General features: G+C 46.3%; 23 protein-coding genes. 6 read left to right on the plus strand and 17 right to left on the minus strand.

Going from position 1 to position 18,897, the window contains the following annotated elements; all coding sequences use genetic code 11:
* Positions 1-6: 6 nt before the first annotated feature.
* From yukD to M1D67_RS17545, 3 genes are all read right to left on the minus strand, one after another.
* Positions 7-246 (minus strand): ESX secretion system protein YukD, encoded by a 240-nt coding sequence (gene yukD / locus M1D67_RS17535; RefSeq protein ID WP_020452810.1) that lies wholly within the window; start codon positions 244-246, stop codon positions 7-9.
* 80 nt (positions 247-326) lie between these two features.
* Positions 327-623 (minus strand): WXG100 family type VII secretion target, encoded by a 297-nt coding sequence (locus tag M1D67_RS17540; RefSeq protein WP_003184900.1) that lies wholly within the window; start codon positions 621-623, stop codon positions 327-329.
* Positions 624-956: 333 nt separating this feature from the next.
* Positions 957-2,366 (minus strand): alanine/glycine:cation symporter family protein, encoded by a 1,410-nt coding sequence (locus M1D67_RS17545; protein WP_023856169.1) that lies wholly within the window; start codon positions 2,364-2,366, stop codon positions 957-959.
* A gap of 182 nt (positions 2,367-2,548) precedes the next feature.
* On the opposite strand from M1D67_RS17545, the gene M1D67_RS17550 reads away from it, so the two are divergent.
* Entirely contained in the window at positions 2,549-3,787 is a 1,239-nt protein-coding gene (locus M1D67_RS17550; protein ID WP_101561512.1) for a PucR family transcriptional regulator, read from the plus strand.
* Positions 3,788-3,897: 110 nt separating this feature from the next.
* Positions 3,898-5,037, plus strand: coding sequence for an alanine dehydrogenase (ald, locus tag M1D67_RS17555; RefSeq protein WP_479831411.1), 1,140 nt, complete (start codon positions 3,898-3,900; stop codon positions 5,035-5,037).
* Between the two features lie 52 nt (positions 5,038-5,089).
* On the opposite strand, the gene M1D67_RS17560 is transcribed toward ald, so the two are convergent.
* Both M1D67_RS17560 and M1D67_RS17565 read right to left on the minus strand, forming a co-directional pair.
* Positions 5,090-5,332, minus strand: a complete 243-nt coding sequence (locus M1D67_RS17560) for a hypothetical protein (protein WP_026580065.1) — start codon at positions 5,330-5,332, stop codon at positions 5,090-5,092.
* Positions 5,333-5,347: 15 nt separating this feature from the next.
* Positions 5,348-5,941: a sulfite oxidase-like oxidoreductase gene (locus M1D67_RS17565; RefSeq protein ID WP_059231512.1), complete on the minus strand. Its 594-nt coding sequence runs from the start codon at positions 5,939-5,941 to the stop codon at positions 5,348-5,350.
* Between the two features lie 103 nt (positions 5,942-6,044).
* On the opposite strand from M1D67_RS17565, the gene M1D67_RS17570 reads away from it, so the two are divergent.
* Positions 6,045-6,641, plus strand: a complete 597-nt coding sequence (locus M1D67_RS17570) for a biotin transporter BioY (RefSeq protein ID WP_326455266.1) — start codon at positions 6,045-6,047, stop codon at positions 6,639-6,641.
* A 78-nt stretch (positions 6,642-6,719) separates the two neighbouring features.
* Here the strand turns inward: M1D67_RS17570 and M1D67_RS17575 are convergent, their stop codons facing one another.
* Both M1D67_RS17575 and M1D67_RS17580 read right to left on the minus strand, forming a co-directional pair.
* Positions 6,720-8,048 carry a Na+/H+ antiporter family protein gene (locus tag M1D67_RS17575; protein WP_023856173.1) on the minus strand — a complete coding sequence of 443 codons (1,329 nt, stop codon included), beginning with the start codon at positions 8,046-8,048 and terminating at the stop codon, positions 6,720-6,722.
* A 152-nt stretch (positions 8,049-8,200) separates the two neighbouring features.
* The gene (locus tag M1D67_RS17580) at positions 8,201-9,691 is read right to left on the minus strand and encodes a leucyl aminopeptidase (RefSeq protein WP_020452817.1); all 1,491 of its coding nucleotides are present in this window, start codon (positions 9,689-9,691) and stop codon (positions 8,201-8,203) included.
* A 165-nt stretch (positions 9,692-9,856) separates the two neighbouring features.
* Between M1D67_RS17580 and M1D67_RS17585 the strand changes: the two genes are divergently transcribed.
* Positions 9,857-10,333, plus strand: a complete 477-nt coding sequence (locus M1D67_RS17585) for a divergent PAP2 family protein (protein WP_003184918.1) — start codon at positions 9,857-9,859, stop codon at positions 10,331-10,333.
* A gap of 43 nt (positions 10,334-10,376) precedes the next feature.
* On the opposite strand, the gene M1D67_RS17590 is transcribed toward M1D67_RS17585, so the two are convergent.
* The 4 genes from M1D67_RS17590 to M1D67_RS17605 form a co-directional block, all read right to left on the minus strand.
* Positions 10,377-11,042 (minus strand): 3D domain-containing protein, encoded by a 666-nt coding sequence (locus tag M1D67_RS17590; RefSeq protein WP_023856175.1) that lies wholly within the window; start codon positions 11,040-11,042, stop codon positions 10,377-10,379.
* Positions 11,043-11,175: 133 nt separating this feature from the next.
* Positions 11,176-11,496 carry a YuiB family protein gene (locus M1D67_RS17595; protein ID WP_011198260.1) on the minus strand — a complete coding sequence of 107 codons (321 nt, stop codon included), beginning with the start codon at positions 11,494-11,496 and terminating at the stop codon, positions 11,176-11,178.
* Positions 11,497-11,570: 74 nt separating this feature from the next.
* On the minus strand, positions 11,571-11,699 hold the full coding sequence (locus M1D67_RS17600) for a YuiA family protein (RefSeq protein WP_023856176.1): 129 nt from the start codon (positions 11,697-11,699) through the stop codon (positions 11,571-11,573).
* Between the two features lie 190 nt (positions 11,700-11,889).
* On the minus strand, positions 11,890-13,107 hold the full coding sequence (locus M1D67_RS17605; RefSeq protein WP_026580067.1) for an NAD(P)/FAD-dependent oxidoreductase: 1,218 nt from the start codon (positions 13,105-13,107) through the stop codon (positions 11,890-11,892).
* Between the two features lie 357 nt (positions 13,108-13,464).
* Here M1D67_RS17605 and yumC point away from each other — a divergent pair, with 357 nt between their 5' ends.
* Complete coding sequence (gene yumC / locus M1D67_RS17610) at positions 13,465-14,463, plus strand: ferredoxin--NADP reductase 2 (protein ID WP_023856177.1); 999 nt, start codon at positions 13,465-13,467, stop codon at positions 14,461-14,463.
* Positions 14,464-14,497: 34 nt separating this feature from the next.
* Here yumC and M1D67_RS17615 read toward each other — a convergent pair whose 3' ends face one another.
* Positions 14,498-14,698 carry a hypothetical protein gene (locus tag M1D67_RS17615; protein ID WP_020452822.1) on the minus strand — a complete coding sequence of 67 codons (201 nt, stop codon included), beginning with the start codon at positions 14,696-14,698 and terminating at the stop codon, positions 14,498-14,500.
* A 142-nt stretch (positions 14,699-14,840) separates the two neighbouring features.
* Here M1D67_RS17615 and M1D67_RS17620 point away from each other — a divergent pair, with 142 nt between their 5' ends.
* Positions 14,841-15,065, plus strand: coding sequence for a cold-shock protein (locus tag M1D67_RS17620; protein ID WP_020452823.1), 225 nt, complete (start codon positions 14,841-14,843; stop codon positions 15,063-15,065).
* A gap of 104 nt (positions 15,066-15,169) precedes the next feature.
* Here M1D67_RS17620 and M1D67_RS17625 read toward each other — a convergent pair whose 3' ends face one another.
* The 5 genes from M1D67_RS17625 to M1D67_RS17645 all read right to left on the minus strand — a co-directional run bounded on the left by M1D67_RS17625 (position 15,170) and on the right by M1D67_RS17645 (position 18,785).
* Complete coding sequence (locus tag M1D67_RS17625; protein WP_479831412.1) at positions 15,170-15,649, minus strand: GNAT family N-acetyltransferase; 480 nt, start codon at positions 15,647-15,649, stop codon at positions 15,170-15,172.
* 102 nt (positions 15,650-15,751) lie between these two features.
* Entirely contained in the window at positions 15,752-16,117 is a 366-nt protein-coding gene (locus tag M1D67_RS17630; protein ID WP_020452825.1) for a HesB/IscA family protein, read from the minus strand.
* Between the two features lie 73 nt (positions 16,118-16,190).
* Positions 16,191-17,048, minus strand: coding sequence for a diaminopimelate epimerase (dapF, locus tag M1D67_RS17635; protein WP_025809778.1), 858 nt, complete (start codon positions 17,046-17,048; stop codon positions 16,191-16,193).
* 126 nt (positions 17,049-17,174) lie between these two features.
* Positions 17,175-18,392: a NupC/NupG family nucleoside CNT transporter gene (locus M1D67_RS17640; RefSeq protein ID WP_080131492.1), complete on the minus strand. Its 1,218-nt coding sequence runs from the start codon at positions 18,390-18,392 to the stop codon at positions 17,175-17,177.
* A gap of 156 nt (positions 18,393-18,548) precedes the next feature.
* Positions 18,549-18,785 (minus strand): YuzB family protein, encoded by a 237-nt coding sequence (locus M1D67_RS17645; protein WP_003184941.1) that lies wholly within the window; start codon positions 18,783-18,785, stop codon positions 18,549-18,551.
* Positions 18,786-18,897 lie beyond the last annotated feature (112 nt).

Raw genomic sequence — 18,897 nt, forward strand, 5'->3', positions numbered from 1 at the left:
ATCCTTTCATAAAATTTCCAGGCGGTCACCTGTCGTAATTCCGCATTGCGATAATGTATATTCGCCTGAAAAAACGGCATCTTTATTTGTCACCCTTACCCAGTAGCCTTCCCGGGGAGGTACCGGTATGCTTTTGGCTTGCCACGCGATGTCGATTACCTTTTTAACAGAATGGTAATCCGACAGTCTGAGGTCAAAGGCGCTGCCGTCGTAATGTTTTAAATCGATGGTAATGTCAACATACACCAGTTCATCACCTCTCAATAGAAAAAGCGCCGTCATCTTCTTTTGAATTAGGCGCTTCTCTCATTCTTCTAATCTGTAAATTAGCCGCGGATTTGGCTAGCGATGTCTTGGTCAGTGCTTTCAAGAGTGTTAGCAGTCTGATGAAGTTGTTTAGAAACGTCGCTTAGAAGTTCAGCCATTTTAATAAAAGAAGGTCTTAGCTCTTGATATTGCTCTGAGAACGCACGGCTTGATTCACCTTCCCACATATCTTGAAGCTGGTTGATCATTTGATCAAGGCGCTGATTGACCTGTTCAGTCACATCTCCGCTTTCTTTTTGATATCTGTCAGCCATTTGCCGCAATTCAGCCGGCGTAACACGAATGATTCCTGACATATTCCTTATACCTCCTGCGCTATTCGCCCTAGATATGGGCTAAATAACTTATTTTTTTGAACGCTTTTATTATAAAAACAAGATTGAGGCACAGTCAAACAAATCTGTTGTTATTTTACAAAATGAGTCTAAAGGTTTATCATTCCTCTATTTCCACCCAGCAAAAATTATAGAAATCTAGTAAAATTATCTCAATTTTCTTCTCTCGTAACATTTGAATCAAATGACATGGTTCTGTGTACCCACTTGGGTCTGAACCGTTTCCATAGGATAAAGGAAGGATTGCATAAGCGCAAAAAAAGCCCGCCTCTAAGAGAGGCAGGCTTGTCTCGATCAGCCCGCTTTCAAGCCGGCTGATTTTTGTTTTTCCTTATTATAATGGTGCAAAAAGAAATCGTCAGTTTCCGCCCGAATGACTTTCCATAAGAGCACAAGGGCGATTAAGTTCGGGATCATCATTAATGCGTTCGCCATGTCGGCAAAAGCCCATACAGTATTGAGGCTTGCGACTGCACCGTAATATGCAGCGATGACATAAACGACACGGTAAACCGGCACCCATTTTAAACCAACTAAATATTCCAGACATTTTTCTCCATATACATACCAACCGACAATGGTTGAATAGCCGAAGAAAATAACTGAAAACGTCACGATGTATTTACCCGCGGCTCCGAGCGAAGAAGCAAACGCGGCGTTTGTCAGCGCGCCGGCGTCAAGCGATGTATCGTGGGCAACACCAGAAAGCAGACCGCCTGAAGGATCCCAAAATCCCGTAATAATGAGGACGAGCCCGGTCATTGTACATACGATCAATGTGACGATGAATGTTCCCGTCATCGCAACCAAAGCAGCCTTGACGGGGTGATCGGATTTCGCGTTTCCTGCGATCAAAGCAGCGGTACCAAGACCCGCTTCATTTGAAAAGATTCCTTTCGACATGCCGTTTCTGATCGCCTCAGACACGACTACACCTGTAAAGCCCCCAGCGGCTGACACCGGATTGAAGGCGTGATAAAAAATCAGCTGGAACGCCGGAATGATTTGATCATAATGAAGGAAGATAATGATCAGTGAGCCGCCGATATAAAGAATCGCCATGACCGGCACGAAAATGCTCGCAACCGTGCTGACACGCTGAAAACCGCCGAAGATGATCGCGGCTGTCAATATCGCGAGCACAAGACCGATGATCCAGCCTGGAATTCCGAAGCTGTGTGTGACGACTTCCGAAATCGTGTTGGACTGGACGGAATCCCCGATTCCAAAAGAGGCAAGCACACCTGACAATGCAAATAAAACGGCAAGCGGCTTCCACTTCTTCCCGAGCCCTTTTTCGACATAGTACATCGGTCCGCCCGAATATTCGCCCCGCTCATTTTTGACGCGGTATTTCGTGGCGAGCAATGCTTCGCTGTATTTCGTAGCCATCCCTAAAAGACCGACGAGCCACATCCAAAACAAAGCCCCCGGACCTCCAACCGTAATCGCCGTGGCTACACCGGCAATATTCCCGTTTCCGATCGTTCCGGCAAGCGTCGTCATCAGCGCCTTGAAATTGCTGACATCACCGTCTGCTCCGGCTGATTCTTTCTCTTTCCCGAATGCAAGTTTGAATGCATATATCAATCTTTTAAATTGAAGCCCCCGCAGGATGAACGTCAAAAATAAACCGGTTCCCACAAGCAGAATGATGCCCGGGACTCCCCATAAAAAGCCGTTGATTTTCTCTAGAATCGCCAATGTTCCTACTCCTCTTATTTCAGAATAATTAAATTTGGTGTAATACATCGCTACGTTTATGAAAAATAATAAATCGCCAGCGACTTTTTTGTTGATTTTAACAAACAACTATATTCATAATAAAAGTAAGATGGGTATATGTCAAAATTTTTTCATGCAAACATAAAAGTAGGGGTTTTTTTATGAACAATCGAAACAATCCTTTTAAATATCAATATGACCGTTTAGAAGAAGTGGCAGATCATATCAGCGAAGTGCTGGACTGTCCGATTACGATAGAAGACGTCAACCACCGCCTCCTTGCTTACAGCACCCACAGCGACTACACGGACCCGGCGAGAACGTCAACGATCATCGGAAGACGCGTGCCGGAAAAGGTCATCAACAAGCTTTGGAAAGATGGAACGATTCCCGCCTTGATGAAAACCGACGAACCGATCAGGGTCGAGCAAATCGATGAAGTCGGCCTGTCGAGCCGCGTGGCGATATCAATCTGGAAAAACAGCGAGGTTATCGGTTTTATCTGGGCGCTGGAAAGCCAAAAAACGCTGTCGGAAGACGAGCTTCATCTTTTGAAGCTGGCTGCGGATTCCGTCAAAAACAAGCTGCTGCCTTATCAAGTCCGAAAAAGAAAAAATGAACAGCGCAGCCAGGAATTTTTCTGGAAGCTCTTGACCGGGCATATTTCGGAAGATCAGGAGATCTCCGACGGCTTTCATCAGCTTGGTATCGGGGTACCTTCAACTTACTCGGTCATCATCATCCGGCTGAAAGACGAAATCGAAGAAAAAACCGAAAAACAGCTCCACTACTTGCTGGAGACGACGCAGCAGGTGCAAATTCTTCTGGCTACAATCGATTATAATGAGCTGATTGTCCTCGCTTCGCCAAAAACGGGGCAAAAGGGACAGCCGTTCAATGATTTAAAGCAATTTGCCGCGAATATACAAAAGCAGCTTGAAGAGCGCTATAAACTGAACAACTGCACGATTGCGATCGGCGGAATGTACAGCTTGATCACCCTTGTACACCAGTCTTATCAGGAAGCGCTCTCGGCGCTGAAGGTCAAGGAGCGTTTTCCCGAAGAAACAAGGCAGCTCGTCAGCTTTTCAGAACTCGGCATCTATCAGTATCTCGACGTGCTCAGCGAAAAACGGAAACACGCAAGCTATCCAAACTATTCTTTAATGCAGCTTGAAGCATATGACAAGGAGCACCACTCCAATCTTGTCGAGACGCTTGAGCAGTTTATCGAATGCGACAGCAACGTCAACACCGCCGCCAAAAAGCTGAACATTCACGTCAACACGCTGAACTACAGGCTGAAGCGCATCAGTAAAATCGCCGAAATCGATTTAAAAAACATCAATGAAAAATTTACGATTTATCTGGAAATCAAGCTTCGCAACATGCATTTGTGAAATTCCACAAATGCATGTTTTTTTATTTTTCGATTCAAACAAAGAAAATTCTAAAAAGTCAGTATAAACTAAAACAACAACATTTTTACAGAAAAAGGAGGAATGATGGGATGATTATCGGCGTACCGAAGGAAATCAAAAACAATGAAAACCGTGTTGCCTTGACTCCCGGTGCAGCTTCTCAACTGATCGCGGCAGGACACCGCGTCATCATCGAAAAAGACGCGGGGGCTGGAAGCGGGTTTGAAAATGAAGATTACGTCTCAGTGGGAGCGGAGATCTCAGAACAGGCGAAAGCCGTCTGGGAAGCAGCTGATATGGTGATGAAAGTCAAAGAGCCGCTTCCTGAAGAATATCCGTATTTTAGAGAAGGGCTTATCTTGTTCACTTATCTGCATCTGGCCGCAGAGCCTTCCCTGGCTGAAGCATTAAAGCAAAAAGGCGTGACAGCCATTGCCTATGAAACGGTCAGCGACGGCCGCTCCCTTCCTTTACTGACGCCGATGTCAGAGGTAGCCGGGCGGATGGCCGCTCAAATCGGCGCCCAGTTCCTTGAAAAGCCGAAAGGCGGAAAAGGCATACTATTGGCCGGGGTACCAGGAGTCGCGCGCGGGAAAGTGACGATTATCGGCGGAGGCGTTGTCGGCACAAATGCGGCAAAAATCGCGGCGGGTCTGGGAGCCGACGTGACGATGATCGATTTAAGCGCGGAACGTCTGCGCCAGCTTGATGATCAATTCGGCAACCAAATCAAAACTTTGATGTCCAATCCAGTCAACATCGCTGATGCCGTCGCTGATGCCGATCTCCTTATCTGCGCGGTGCTGATCCCGGGTGCCAAAGCGCCGACTTTGGTGACGGAAGAGATGGTCAAACAGATGAAACCGGGCTCGGTGATCGTTGACGTCGCAATCGATCAAGGCGGCATCGTCGAGACGGTGGATCACATCACAACCCACGACAATCCGACCTATGTCAAACACGGAATCGTCCATTACGCCGTTGCCAACATGCCCGGGGCCGTTCCGCGGACATCCACAGTCGCACTGACGAATGTAACGGTTCCGTACGCGCTTGAAATCGCAAATAAGGGCGCGGAAAAAGCGATACTTGAAAACCGTGCGCTAAAAGCCGGCGTAAACACAGCAAACGGCCATATCACTTATGAAGCCGTAGCCAGAGACTTAAACTATGATTACGTTCCGGCAGAGCTTGCGATCGAAAATTCGTCGTCAGCCGCCGGTGCATAGCATCAAAAAGACAGAGCCCCGGGAAACAGCTCCGAGACTCTGTCTTTTTCTTTTATTCCGTTTTCCGCCGATCCTGAATCAATTTTGCGGTAATCACAGAAACAGGGATCACCGCAAACAGAACGATTCTCCACAGCGTCCTGTCTGAGGCATCGCCGGCTGCGGCAAACAGCGGCAAAATCGCCGCTGCTGTCAGCGCTAATAAAACAGCAAAAGCCTTTTTCTTGAATGATGCGATCAAAAGCCAAAAACATACGGTCAGCATGCAAAATATGAGCAGCTGTACGAAAAACATTTCATCCTCCCCCCGTTAATCAAAGCTGTACCTTTCTTCTTTCCAAGGATTTCCCCTCATATGGTACCCGTTTTTCTCCCAAAAGCCCGGATGGTTTTCCTTTGTAAACTGAATGCCCCTCAGCCATTTGGCGCTTTTCCAAAAATACAGATGCGGCATGACCGCTCTGAGCGGAAAACCGTGCTCCGGTGTGAGCGGGGCGCCGTTGTGGGAATGAGCCAAAAGAGACGAATTCTTTAAGAAGTCTTCGAGCGGAACATTCGTCGTCCAGCCTTCCTCTGCATGCAAGATGACAAATTTGGCTTCGGGAAGCGGCTTTACTCTTTCAGCGATCTCCTTTGTTTTGATCCCTTCCCAGACATTATCGAGCCTGGACCAGCCTGTTACACAATGAATATCATTGGACACTTCGCTCTGCGGCATGTCATGCAGATCATTCAAAGACAGCAGGAGCGGCTGTTCGACAAGTCCGTAGACTTGCAAATTCCATTTTGAGAGGTCTTTGTATTCCGGAACATCGCCTGCATGAAGAACAGGAAAAGATGTCGTGACATTTTGGTTTGGAGGCACCCTGTCGGACTTGTGCGGTTTTGTTTTTCCAAAAAACACGAAAGAACCCCCTTTGTTAACTTTATTTAAAAAGTGGTTGACAAACTATTTTACGATCTCTTACGATAAGGTTGTGTTGAATCACTGAGGAGGAACAAAGATCATGAATAAAAAGAAACTTCGCGCCGCTGATATGGCGCTTATCGGAATGTTTGCCGCCCTCATGGGGATCGGCGCTAATATCACTTCGTTTGCCCCGTTTCTGCAAATCGGCGGTATTCCGCTTACGATGCAGCCTTTCTTCTGTCTGCTTGCCGGGCTTCTGCTCGGCCGCAAATTAGGTGCGCTGTCCATGATCGTTTATGCGTTAGTCGGCTTTGTAGGCGCTCCCGTATTCGCTTCTTTTTCAGGCGGTATTTCCGTTCTTTTCAAAGGAAGCGCCGGATTTATTCTATCCTACATTCCTGCCGCATATGCCGCGGGCTGGATCACGGACAAAGTATCAGAACCGAGAACAGGCCACTTTTTCACAGCTTCATTGATCGGTACACTAATCATTTATCTGATTGGCGTCAATTATACGTATCTCGCGTTTTCAACTTGGCTCAATACACCGTTGTCTTATTCAGCCGTTTGGAAGATGATGACCTGGTTCTTCGTGAAAGACTTGGCATTCTCCGTTCTGCTCGCCGCGCTCGCCTCAAAGGTTTTCCGGGCGGTTCAAAAAGGCGCAGGCTTCAGAAGAAACCCGACCTATTGATTAAGAGCAGGCGGTGCGGTTCTCTTTTTATTTTAACAAACATAGAAAAAAATTCCCCTCAAAGTGAGGGGAATTTTTTTAAAGAACAATCGCCGCGATCCAGCCAAACAAAATCAGCGGAATATTATAAAAGATGAATGTCGGAACACAAGTGTCCCAAATGTGGTGGTGCTGTCCGTCTGCATTTAAGCCTGATGTCGGGCCAAGCGTGCTGTCGCTCGCAGGTGAACCGGCGTCCCCGAGAGCCGCCGCCGTCCCGATAATAGCGATGGTCGCCATCGGACTGAAGCCAAGCTGCATGCAAAGCGGCACAAATATCGTTGCGATAATCGGAATCGTCGCAAATGATGAACCGATCCCCATTGTGATCAATAAACCGACAATCAGCATCAGCAATGCACCGATCACTTGATTATTGTTGATGAAACCTGTTGACGCTTCAACAAGAGCTTTGACATCGCCCGTTTTCTCAAGCACATTGGCAAAACCGGCGGCGGCCAGCATCACAAATCCGATAAACGCCATCATGTTCATGCCGTTTGTGATCAATTCGTCCGCTTCGCCGCGCTTCATCGCTCCGCTTAAAAACAAGACCGCCAAACCGCTGAGCGCGCCGAAGATCATTCCGTCGACGTCTAAACTTTGAGACAAATAAAGCTGTACGCTTAGTGATACAGCGATGGCCAAAGCGGCAATCGAAAGGCTTTTTTTCGTATAAGCCGCCGATTTTTGACCGGCGATTTCCTTCATTTCGTACGTGCGCGGTTTGCGGTACACAAAAGCAGCAGCAGCCAAACCGGCAATCATCCCGGCGATCGGGATGATCATGGCGATCGGAATATCAGCCAATGTGACCGAAAGGCCGGCATCTTTCATATTGTCTTTCAAAATCCCCTGGAAAATCTGGCCGAAGCCGACGGGAAGCAAAACATACGGAGCTGTCAATCCGAATGTCATCGCACACGCAATCAGGCGGCGGTCCACTTGCAGCTCATTCAAAATTTTCAATAGCGGCGGTATTAAAACAGGGATAAATGCGATATGAACCGGAACGATATTTTGAGACATACAAGAAATGATTAAAATCACGAAAACGATCAGCGCTTTTGAAAGGGTTTTGCGCCTTGTATCGCCTTCTTTGCCGATCAGCTTGACAGCAGCTTCAACCATGGCATCCGGAAGACCCGTTTTCGTCAAAGCGACCGCAAATGCGCCGAGGAGCGCGTAGCTGACAGCGACGGTTGCGTTCCCGCCGAGTCCTTCCGTGAATACGCTGACCGTCTGGCCGAGACCGAGACCGCCCGTCAGACCTCCTGCAAGAGCGCCCACAATCAAGGCAAGAACAACATTGACTCGCAGCAGGCTTAATATAAGCATGACAATAACAGCAATCACAACTGCATTCATATTTGAAACCTCCGAACAAACGCTTTAGTTTGCTAATGTAGTAGATAATTAAAGTAATGAACGTATATTACCACATGTTTTATGAATGCGTCAATGAGGCTCTTCTGTATTTTTCATAAAAAAAATCCCCTTCTGTCAAAGGGGATAAAAACCTACAATTGATCCGAAAACCGCTCGACAAACGTGACAAGCGTCCTTACCATCACGCCCGTTCCGCCTTTCGGTCCAAAGCATGAACTTTGAGATGTCGTTGCCGTTCCGGCGATGTCAAGGTGAACCCATGGCGTCCGCTCGGCGAATTCACCGAGGAACGTTCCGGCCATAATCGCATGGCCTTCCCTGCCCGGTGAATTGTTAAGGTCGGCCATTTGGCTGTTTTTTACTCTTTTTTTGTCTTTTTCTGTAATCGGAAGCTGCCAAATCGCTTCTCCCGCTTCTTCAGCCGCCTGTCTCACCTGCTGATAAAGCGGATCATGATTTGTCATCGCGCCTGTCGTTTCCGTTCCCAAAGCTACGACGACACCTCCGGTCAGTGTCGCGACATCGATCAACACGGAGGCTCCGTGGTGCTTTGCATATGTCAGTCCGTCAGCGAGCGCCAGCCTTCCTTCGGCGTCCGTATTCAAGATCTCAATCGTCTTGCCGCTCAAGGAAACGATAACATCGTCCGGCTTCATTGCGCTTCCCGAAATCATGTTATCAGTCGATGGGATCACGGCAAGCACGTTTTGTTCCGGCCTTAATTCACCGATCGCTTCCATCGCTCCCAAAACGCTGGCGGCTCCGCCCATATCTGACTTCATTCCGACAATGCCGCTCTTCGTCTTAATCGAATAGCCGCCGGTATCAAACGTGATCCCTTTACCGACTAAACCGATGACATCATCCCATGCTTCCTTTCCCTGATATTTTAAGACGATCATTTTCGGCGGCTCTTCTGATCCTTGGTTGACCGCGAGGAGACCGCCCATCCCGAGCTCTTCCATTTCAGCCTTTTCGAGAATTTCACATTCAAATTCGTATTTTGCTGCCAATTCAGCGGCGTATGACGCGAGATCCGCCGCTGTCAGCATGTTCCCCGGCATGTTCACGAGGGTTCTCGCCGAATTCGTCGCATTTCCGTACACCTGCCCGACATGCAGACTCGCCTGAATTTCCTTCAGGTCATGGTCTGTCAAAACATAGACGCTTTGCAGGCATTGATCAGGTACATTTGCTCTGTGCTTGTAATCCTGCACTTCATAGCATGACAGCATGCACGATTCAGCCAATGCATGCGCGGCGTCAGCGGCTGGTACCTCTTCAGATACGAAGCTGTCGAGCATGACGGTTAACTCCTGCTTTCGATCTTTGTGAATCTGCTGAACAGCTTCGGCAAAGCACTGTTTCGCATCCTCGAATGTAAATTCCGCTTCACGGCCCAATCCGACGATATAGATGCGTTTGACTCCCTGAAGGGAAGGGGTAAATATTTTAGACACTTTCGTTTTTTTGGAAGATACATCCCCGTCTTTCAGCAGCTGAGAAAGCTGGCCGTCCAAAAGGCGGTCGATTTCTTCCGCCTTCCCGTACAGCTGGCTTTTTTTAAACAGTCCGATTAAAAGCGTTTCTTTTTTTTCGAAGTCTTTAAAGGCATAAAACATGCGTTCACAGCTCCTTATCAGCAAAGTGAGTAAAATTGAAACAACAATGTTATAATAGGAAAAACATTTTTTCCCGATGGGGTTTCATATTATATATTTTAGCAAATAACTGAGTGCTTTTTTGAATTCATCTCTATTTTCTTTATAGAAAGGATGTTCTGCAAAATGGAAATCCTCACAAACTTTCCTTTACTGGCGAGCTTTGCCGCGATCTTTTTCGCTCAGTTTATCAAGGTGCCCATTTACTTTGTCGTCTCTAAAAAATGGGATTGGCGGCTCGTCACAAGCACTGGCGGAATGCCGAGCTCACACTCAGCAGCCGTTACGGCGCTTTCAACCGGCGTGGCTCTTGATCACGGGATGGATTCTTCTTTGTTCGCCGTTTCCGCAATATTTGCCGTTATTACGATGTTTGATGCAACCGGAGTGAGAAGACATGCCGGAGAACAAGCAACAGTGATCAACCGGCTTGTCCGCGATTTCAACCGCTTTGTCAACGAAGCGAAGGATTTCCCTAAAAGCCATCAGGAAGAAAAACAGAAGAAGCTGAAGGAACTGCTCGGCCATCAGCCGATTGAAGTTTTTTTCGGCGGTTTGACCGGCATTGCCCTGACGCTGCTTCTCGATTACTTATTGATGTAGAGCAAAAAAACGTTTAAGACGCACAGGTCTTAAACGTTTTTTCTTATTCTTTCGCCATTTTATATTTTTGTCTGAATACTTGCATCGATTTATTTTCATTCAGTTTCAGGAGATCCTCTTCGGTAATGGTGCCGTTTCCTTTTTTAATGACATAAACATCAAGTGTTTTTTTGCCCCACTCTTTATAAACATCTTCAACCGTCTCATAGTACAAATCAAGCCGGTTCCCTTTGATGGCTGATCCGGTGTCCGCAACAACGCCATAGCCGTAGTCCGGTATGAACAATATCGTGCCGATCGGAAAGACCGACGGGTCGGCAGCAACGGTTGAATATAAATCTCTTTTAACTTTGACTCCCGAATATGTAATCCCGTAATCTGGATGATGAGGCTGTTTTCCCGTCGATTCCGCCCCTGCTGTATATCCGGTCGCGGTGACTTTTTGCTTCGGATACTTGGTCCAGTCAAAGGCATCTTCAAGCGATTTCGGTTTGTTTTTAATTTGTTCTGCGGCAGACAGAGACGTTTTTTCCGCTTTTTCTTTCGGAAGTGATTTAAAGGTGAGCATCAGCTGTTTCAAGGACAGATCGCGTTCTTTCGCCCAGCTGGATATGTCCTGTGCTTCCACGCCTGAAACGGCAAAGAAGGTCGTCATAAAAGCAAAGACAAACAAAACTGTCATCAAGAAACGCCGGAACATTGTCATCACTTTTCTCAAATCTTCCACTCCTCTCACCATCTAGTTGTTTCCAAGCGGAAACAGAAATATTCAGATGGCGGAAAAATTTTAAGAAAAGTGAAAAAATTAAATTCAAAAAACCCTCTCCCTTGAAGAAGAAGGCTTAAAACATTTGATATCCCCTTTTTCGCAACGCTTTAATCGTAACACCCGACAACAGGGCTCCGGCCATTCCGCTGGCTAAAATGATGATATCGGCAGCTGCCAATGAAGCCACTCTGTCAAAAAGGCCGGAAAATGCCTCTCCCGGCGCCTCTACATAGCGAATCAGCTTTTCTTTATTCACAATGAAAAGGCATACAATTGGATAAATGACAGCCATGATCCATGACATCCTGAGCAGCATATTCAGCAGAAAACCGATGCCGAAAAACAGGACGAAAAATAAGACAACTGAAATGATGACAACTGGTAAACTAATCAAAGCCTCCACCCCCAATTCACCTCTTTTAGTGTACATTGGGGAAGGAACTTGAGTCAATCATTGGAAAGCGGCGATCAGCGGTCTTTTCCCGTTCCCTTGCAGTTGTTGCACGTTTCCGAACCACCGAGCAGAAGCTGAAAATAGCCTTTTCCCGAACAAAATGGACAGGTTGATTCAAGGCGATGGGTTGATGTCGTCTTCATTAGTTACTCACCTTTTTCTTAATTTTCTGATAATATATCATGAACATTGTCAATAATAAAGTCAGAAAATATAACAGATCATTTGATGTAAGCGCTTAAAAGCTAAGCTTTCTTCCTTTTTCTTTCGTTTTTGAAGTTTTTAAACCCCGAATAAAAAGCCCGCAGCTTCCGCTGCAGGCTTCGATTCCGCTTAGAAAAATTTAAACTTTCCTTTTTTCAGAACAAGTCCCGGCCCGCCGATCAGGAACAGCGAGCGGTTGTCGATGATTTTTTTCATCATGGACGCCGTCGTTCCCGTCATCTTTCTCCCGAATGCGACGCCGATTGCATCATGTTCGCCGAGAGAAGCGACAGAGCCTTTATTATCGAATGAGAACGTTTCCGTTTCTTTGCCGTGAATCAGTGCGGCCAAATTGTTTGCGCACGTTTCGCCCTGCTGCATGGAAATCTGCGCAGTCGGCGGATAAGGCCTTTCGGTTTCTTCATTTATGATCAGCGAGCAGTCTCCGATAACAAATATATCATCATGGCCTTCAACGCGCAGATCAGGCTTTACCTTCACACGGCCGCGCATGTTTTCAAAGCCTGATTCTTCTATGATCGGGTTGCCGCGGACACCTGCGGCCCATACGACAGTGCCTGCTTTGATTTCTTCGGTCTGATCGTCTTTTCCACAGATGATTCCGTCAGGCGTGCATTCTTTCACCGCCGTGCCGATTTTGAATTCAACGCCTTTTCCTTCAAGGTAGTTGACCGCATAATCGACAAGCTCCGGATCAAAGCCCGGGAGAACGGACGGCGCGGCTTCCACGCATATTAAACGAACCTGCTGGCGGTCGATATCGTATTCGCGGCACAGCTCAGGAATGCGGTTGCCCAATTCGCCCAAAAATTCAATGCCGGTAAAACCCGCTCCTCCGACAACGATCGTCAGGCGTTCCGGGCGCTTCTCGGCTTCTGTGTTATACGTCGCAAACTGATATTCAATGTGCTCGCGAAGCTGCCGGGACGAGTTGATGTTTGAAATGGAGAAAGCATACTCTTTCAATCCAGAAATTCCGAAAGTTTCAGGGACGGCCCCCAGCGCTACGACAAGATAGTCGTAACTAAGCTCGCCGGTTTCAAGGACGACTTTCTTTCCTTCTTTATCGATTTTCTTTACCGTATCCTGAACGAAATTGACACGGGATGTATTGATGACGTCTTTAATCTGATAGCGGCATCTGTCATGATGAAGCGTACCTGCGCTCGCTTCGTGCATCCAGGTTGTCTCATAATGATAATTGTGCTTGTTGACAAGCGTAACATCCGCTTCATTGACGCCGATTTTTTTAACAAGTCTCGTAACGGTCATTAATCCACCATAACCTGCACCTAATACTACTACTTTTGGCTTATTCAACGGAATCACATCCACCTTTTCTGTATTTTACTGCTAAGCCGGATTAAAAATAGCCTTTGGGTTATCTTCTGCCGGCTTCAGGCTTTTTATGAAAAAAAGTTTGTGAAACCCTTCACTTTAATTTGCCGAACAACGGAATGTTTTTCGGCTGTGCGTCGAAAAATATTCACGAATCTTTAACAAAATGTTCACAACTACATCATAGCCGCTCGCTTTTGCTTTTTCAAGGTTAAATATGCTCGGGCGGCAGACTTTAGATCAGACGGTAATATTTTCCGATCTTAAAAAAACAGACGCGCTCGTATTTATTTTATGTGATATGATATAATTAAGAACAATTTTCATTTAGGGGGCATTATTTTCATGCGTGAAGACTCAAAAGTATATGACATTACAATTATCGGGGGCGGCCCTGTCGGCTTGTTTACCGCATTTTACGGCGGAATGCGGCAAGCGAGCGTCAAAATTATCGAAAGCCTGCCGCAGCTAGGCGGTCAGCTGTCCGCTTTGTATCCCGAAAAATACATATACGATGTAGCCGGGTTCCCTAAAATCCGCGCTCAGGAGCTGGTCGACAATTTAAAAGAGCAAATGGCGAAATTTGATCAGACCGTTTGTCTGGAACAAGCTGTCGAAAGCGTTGAAAAACAAGCAGACGGCATTTTCAAGCTCGTCACCAACAAAGAAATCCACTATTCTAAAACGGTGATTATTACTGCCGGAAACGGAGCATTCCAGCCGAGAAAGCTCGAGCTTGAATCTGCGGCTCAATACGAGAATGCAAACCTTCATTACTTTATAGATGATCTGAATCAATTTGCGGGCAAACGCGTTGCGGTGTTGGGCGGCGGCGACTCCGCCGTCGACTGGGCGCTCATGCTGGAACCGATCGCTAAAGAGGTGTCAATTATTCATCGCCGCGATAAATTCCGCGCACATGAACACAGCGTCGAAAACCTGCACAATTCAAAAGTCAATGTGCTGACACCGTTTGTTCCGACCGAACTGATCGGCGCCGAGCGGATTGAACAGATCGTCATCGAGGAAGTGAAAGGCGAGAGAAAAGAAATCATCGATGTCGACGATGTGATCGTCAACTTCGGCTTTGTTTCATCTCTCGGACCAATCAAAAACTGGGGGCTTGAAATCGAGAAAAATTCGATCGTCGTCAAGTCCACAATGGAAACGAACATCGAGGGATTCTATGCAGCCGGCGACATCTGCACATACGAAGGAAAAGTCAAGCTGATTGCCAGCGGATTTGGAGAAGCACCGACCGCTGTCAACAATGCAAAAGCTTACATGGATCCTAAAGCGCGCGTGCAGCCGCTGCACTCTACAAGCATGTTTGAAAACAAATAAAAATGAAAAGGAGCCTGACACCGGCTCCTTTTCATTATATGATATTCAAATATGAGAAGATCGTTCCCAAAATCAGCACAATCGTTAAGATACCGACCACTCCCGCCGCAGTCAAGACAATCCGGTCCGTAATTTTCTGTGCTTTTGGAAGCGGTTTTTCGCAGCCGCATGCTTCACAGACTTTTGAATCGTAAGGCGTAAGCCCGCCGCAGCTTCTGCAGTTGATTTTTTCCATGGTTGAACCCCTTTTCTTTACTGGGCTTGGACCCTAAATAAACCTGTCCAGTATAGAATAACAAATTGACGAATAGAATGTCTTAAGATTCACAAAATATTCTTAAATGAACTCCAAAAAACCCTTGTTAGGAAGTGACGATATGTCTTACTACAACAATCGCAATCAAGAGCCTTTGCCAAAGGAAGATATCAGTACGTGGGAATGTACCGCTGAGGACTGCAACGGATGGATGAGAAAAAATTTCACGAGTAGCGATCGCCCTCTATGCCCTCTGTGCAACAAGGAAATGGTAAGCGGAAGCCGCTATATCACCTCAATCACCAACAACACGAGCAATCTCAACCGAATCTTTAACCAGAAATAAACACGATTGTTCCGGAAGCCCCGTTGCAAAAACCTTGCTCAGCACTTGAGCGGGGTGGCTGCATTGCTTCCTTCCGGCATTTCCCGAGCGAAGCGGAAAACAGATTATGTTAAATCTTTTACCAAAAGAATCTCATCCCGAATCGGAATGCCGTTATCAGCGGCAAAGGGAATTACAGGCTTTACTTTTCTTGCTTCTTCAACTGCGTTTACATACAGCTCGGCCATTGTATAGCCTCTCTTTTGATAAAACATAAACGCCCGCATATTATCGTTCGTCGTGATCAGTTTAATCGATTGACACTGTTTTCGCTTTGCAGCACGTTCCACTTCGTTTAAAAGGAGTGAGCCGATCCCTTTGTTTTCGGCAATACTGTCCAAGGAGACGACTTCACATTCGTTTCCGGCGATGAAGTACGTAATCAGACCTTTTATATCGCCTTTTTCATCTGTCACAGCGAATCCTTCCAATTCATCGCAGCGGAATGTTCCGTGTGAATTGACCATGTCCGGACTTCCCCAATGCTTATGAAAAAACGCGGTAACGTCCGCTTTTGACAAGCCGAGTGTTGATACGAGTTTCATTTCTTTCCCCCCAGATCATAATAAAACGCCTTTTCGTCACGATGATGCATCGCAATGAAAGGCGTTTTTCTCATTCCATATCGTTGACCTGATGCCAATATGTCAGCACTCTTCAGGCTTCCCTGCATTCACTGCGGTTCTGAATGATGATCCGCAGCCGCATGAAGCGATGGCGTTTGGATTATCGATGGTGAAGCCTCCGCCCATCATCGATTGTTTAAAATCAATGACCGTACCGTTCATAATATCCAGGCTTTCTTGATCTACAAGCACTGTGATTCCATGCTGGACGAATTCATTGTCGTCTTCGTTTTTTTCGTGTTCAAAACCCATGCCGTATGACAGGCCGCTGCATCCGCCGCCTTTTACTCCGATTCTCAAGAATGCGTTCTCCTCTTCATGCTCTTTCATCATATCCTTGATATGAAGAGCAGCCGCTTCCGTGACCGTAACTGTTTTTTCGCTCATAACATCACACCTCCTAAAAGCTCATGTGTACTTTATTATAAAGTCGCACGTCCGATTTCTCAAACGGACCGACTCATGATATAAAAAACTCGCCTTCACATACCGTTTCAGCGGGTCCTGTCATCATGACGCGTCCGTCATTTTTCCAATTAATGATCAGATCGCCGCCGGCGAGATGGACGGTAATATCCGTGTCCCGTTTGGAATAGCCGTTGAGTATCGAACTCACTGCGGCTGCGCAGGCGCCCGTTCCGCATGCCTGGGTAATTCCTGAACCCCTTTCCCATACACGGAAATGGAGTTCTTTGTCGTTTTCGACTTCAACAAATTCTACGTTAACCCCTTCCGGAAACCTTTCATCTTTTTCAATGAGCGGTCCCATCGACGTAAGCGGCGCTTTTTCAATATCGTCTAAATAAAAGACGATGTGGGGATTGCCCATGGATACAGCGGTACCTTTCATTTCCCGGCCGCCGAATATCATCTTTTCATTGATCGTCTCCGACCCCTGTTCACCGAGCATTGGCATATCTGATTTGAGAAGGCGCGGTTCACCCATATCGACTGTAGCCGATACAACTTTTCCTTCCTTCACTTCAATCTCAGCCTTTACCAAGCCTGAAAGAGTTTCAATTAAAAAGGATGTTTCCTTCACCAGTTTATGTTCATAAGCGTATTTTGCAACGCAGCGCAAACCGTTTCCGCAGTTTTTGCCTTCAGATCCGTCGCTGTTGAAAATCCTCATTTTAACCGGCGCTTGATCTGAAGGACAGATGAGTATCATTCCGTCTGAACCGATTCCGGTGTAAACGGAAGACACTTTGACGGCCAAATCTGACAACAGCTCCTCAGGGAGATGTTCTTCAAACTGATTGACGTATATATAGCTGTTTCCTAAGCCGTGCATTTTAGTAAAACGAAAAGAATTCATAGCCGCCTCCACATTTTTTTACTTTCTTCTAGTATAAAAGCTGAAAGGGATGGATACAATATGGCTATCCCCCGTTTTTCATACATAAAAGCTCCCTGCGTTCATATGCAGGGAGCTTTTATCATGTTATCCGATAAACATACCGGCGATCGCCGCGCTTGTAAGGTTGGCCAATGTTCCGGCAGCAACGGCTTTCAAGCCGAGACGGGCGATATCGGAACGGCGGTTCGGCGCCATTCCTCCCAATCCTCCGAGCAAAATCGCCACAGAAGACAGGTTTGCGAAACCGCACAGCGCAAAGCTGATAATCGAAGCGGTTTTGACGGAAAGCTGATCAAACATCGGAGCAAAATTGGAATAAGCGACAAATTCATTCAGCACGAGCTTTTGACCGATAAAGCTTCCGGCCTGAACTGCTTCATCCCAAGGGACGCCGATGACAAAGGCGAGAGGTGCAAATACATAGCCGAGAATGAATTCAAGCGAAAGGTCTTTAAAACCGAACCATCCGCCGATTCCTCCAAGAATTCCGTTTAAAACGGCAATCAAAGCAACAAATGCAAGCAGCATCGCGCCGACATTCAAAGCAAGAGAAAGACCTGTTGATGCCCCTTTTGCAGCGGCATCGATGACATTTGCTGCGTCTTCATCTTCAGCCATTTGAATATCTTTTTCTTCAATTTTCGATTTTTCAGTTTCGGGAATAAGCATTTTTGCCATAATCAAGCCCGCAGGTGCAGCCATAAAGCTCGCTGCAAGCAAATATTCGAGAGGAACCCCAAGAAGGGCGTAACCGAACAAAACAGAACCGGCCACTGATGCGAGTCCGCCTGTCATAACGGCAAACAGCTCCGACTTTGTTAAGTTTGCGATAAACGGCTTAATCACAAGCGGCGCCTCAGTTTGTCCGACAAAGATATTGGCAGCTGCAGAAAGAGATTCCGTTTTGCTTGTTCCGAGCAGTTTTGCCAATCCGCCGCCGATAAAGCGGATGATGACTTGCATGATCCGTAAGTGGTAAAGAACCGCAATCAGCGATGAAAAGAAGATGATAACAGGAAGAACGCTTAAAGCGAAGGCAGCGCTGTCGCCTACTTGCAAGAGAGGCCCGAAGAGAAAGCTGATTCCTTCATTCGCATAATTGACGAGATGCTGAACGGCTTTCGTAAACGAAAGAAACACTTCCCGCCCCATTTCCCATTTGAGAACGATGAATCCGAACAGGAGCTGCATCGCCAAACCGATTAAAATCGTTCTTATGTTAATTTTGCGTTTATGCTCAGAAAGCAGGAAAGCAATCGCGAAAATCGCCAGAATACCAAGAAGTCCCCATAAAATGTTCATGACCACACCTCTTATTATTTTTTAAACTTTTATTAAGATAACAATTAATGATTGGCCTGTCCACAAAAATTTTTAAGAATTTTTTCTCTTTTTATGTAAACCCTTTCAAACAAAGGCTTTGCATGAAAAAACGAGATCACCAAGATGACCCCGTTTTTAAATAAGTTCATTTTCATCAATGAACTTGTATATATTTTCGACCAATTCAGCCGGATTATTCGCTGTCACCATTTCTCCGTTTACAAGAGCATACATGGTCTGCATGCATTGTCCGCAGTAACTCAGGCAGCCGTATTCGACGACGTCCAGATTCGGATCTTTCTCCAATATTTCTTTTGCTTCCTGAGAACCTTGGGCAAGATTGCTGACGCAAAACTCAACGATTGGAAACACTTTATTTCACCTCACATCGCTTTTTTATCGTACCCTATTTACGTTTCAATAGTCAAAGTTTTAGGCTGAGGAATAAAGCTTTTGTAACATATTAATACTTTAAAGGGTTTTA

The organism is Bacillus sp. PK6-025, from assembly GCF_056530265.1.

What these genes read in the sequence shown, in the direction of transcription:
- M1D67_RS17600 (WP_023856176.1), bottom strand. Translation starts at nt 11,699, where the DNA reads ATGAAGACGACATCAACCCATCGCCTTGAATCAACCTGTCCATTTTGT.
- M1D67_RS17620 (WP_020452823.1), top strand. Translation starts at nt 14,841, where the DNA reads ATGTCTTACTACAACAATCGCAATCAAGAGCCTTTGCCAAAGGAAGAT.
- M1D67_RS17570 (WP_326455266.1), top strand. Translation starts at nt 6,045, where the DNA reads ATGAATAAAAAGAAACTTCGCGCCGCTGATATGGCGCTTATCGGAATG.
- M1D67_RS17625 (WP_479831412.1), bottom strand. Translation starts at nt 15,649, where the DNA reads ATGAAACTCGTATCAACACTCGGCTTGTCAAAAGCGGACGTTACCGCG.
- M1D67_RS17580 (WP_020452817.1), bottom strand. Translation starts at nt 9,691, where the DNA reads ATGTTTTATGCCTTTAAAGACTTCGAAAAAAAAGAAACGCTTTTAATC.
- M1D67_RS17630 (WP_020452825.1), bottom strand. Translation starts at nt 16,117, where the DNA reads ATGAGCGAAAAAACAGTTACGGTCACGGAAGCGGCTGCTCTTCATATC.
- M1D67_RS17585 (WP_003184918.1), top strand. Translation starts at nt 9,857, where the DNA reads ATGGAAATCCTCACAAACTTTCCTTTACTGGCGAGCTTTGCCGCGATC.
- M1D67_RS17540 (WP_003184900.1), bottom strand. Translation starts at nt 623, where the DNA reads ATGTCAGGAATCATTCGTGTTACGCCGGCTGAATTGCGGCAAATGGCT.
- M1D67_RS17640 (WP_080131492.1), bottom strand. Translation starts at nt 18,392, where the DNA reads ATGAACATTTTATGGGGACTTCTTGGTATTCTGGCGATTTTCGCGATT.
- yumC (WP_023856177.1), top strand. Translation starts at nt 13,465, where the DNA reads ATGCGTGAAGACTCAAAAGTATATGACATTACAATTATCGGGGGCGGC.
- dapF (WP_025809778.1), bottom strand. Translation starts at nt 17,048, where the DNA reads ATGAATTCTTTTCGTTTTACTAAAATGCACGGCTTAGGAAACAGCTAT.
- M1D67_RS17550 (WP_101561512.1), top strand. Translation starts at nt 2,549, where the DNA reads ATGAACAATCGAAACAATCCTTTTAAATATCAATATGACCGTTTAGAA.
- ald (WP_479831411.1), top strand. Translation starts at nt 3,898, where the DNA reads ATGATTATCGGCGTACCGAAGGAAATCAAAAACAATGAAAACCGTGTT.
- M1D67_RS17615 (WP_020452822.1), bottom strand. Translation starts at nt 14,698, where the DNA reads ATGGAAAAAATCAACTGCAGAAGCTGCGGCGGGCTTACGCCTTACGAT.
- M1D67_RS17560 (WP_026580065.1), bottom strand. Translation starts at nt 5,332, where the DNA reads ATGTTTTTCGTACAGCTGCTCATATTTTGCATGCTGACCGTATGTTTT.
- M1D67_RS17575 (WP_023856173.1), bottom strand. Translation starts at nt 8,048, where the DNA reads ATGAATGCAGTTGTGATTGCTGTTATTGTCATGCTTATATTAAGCCTG.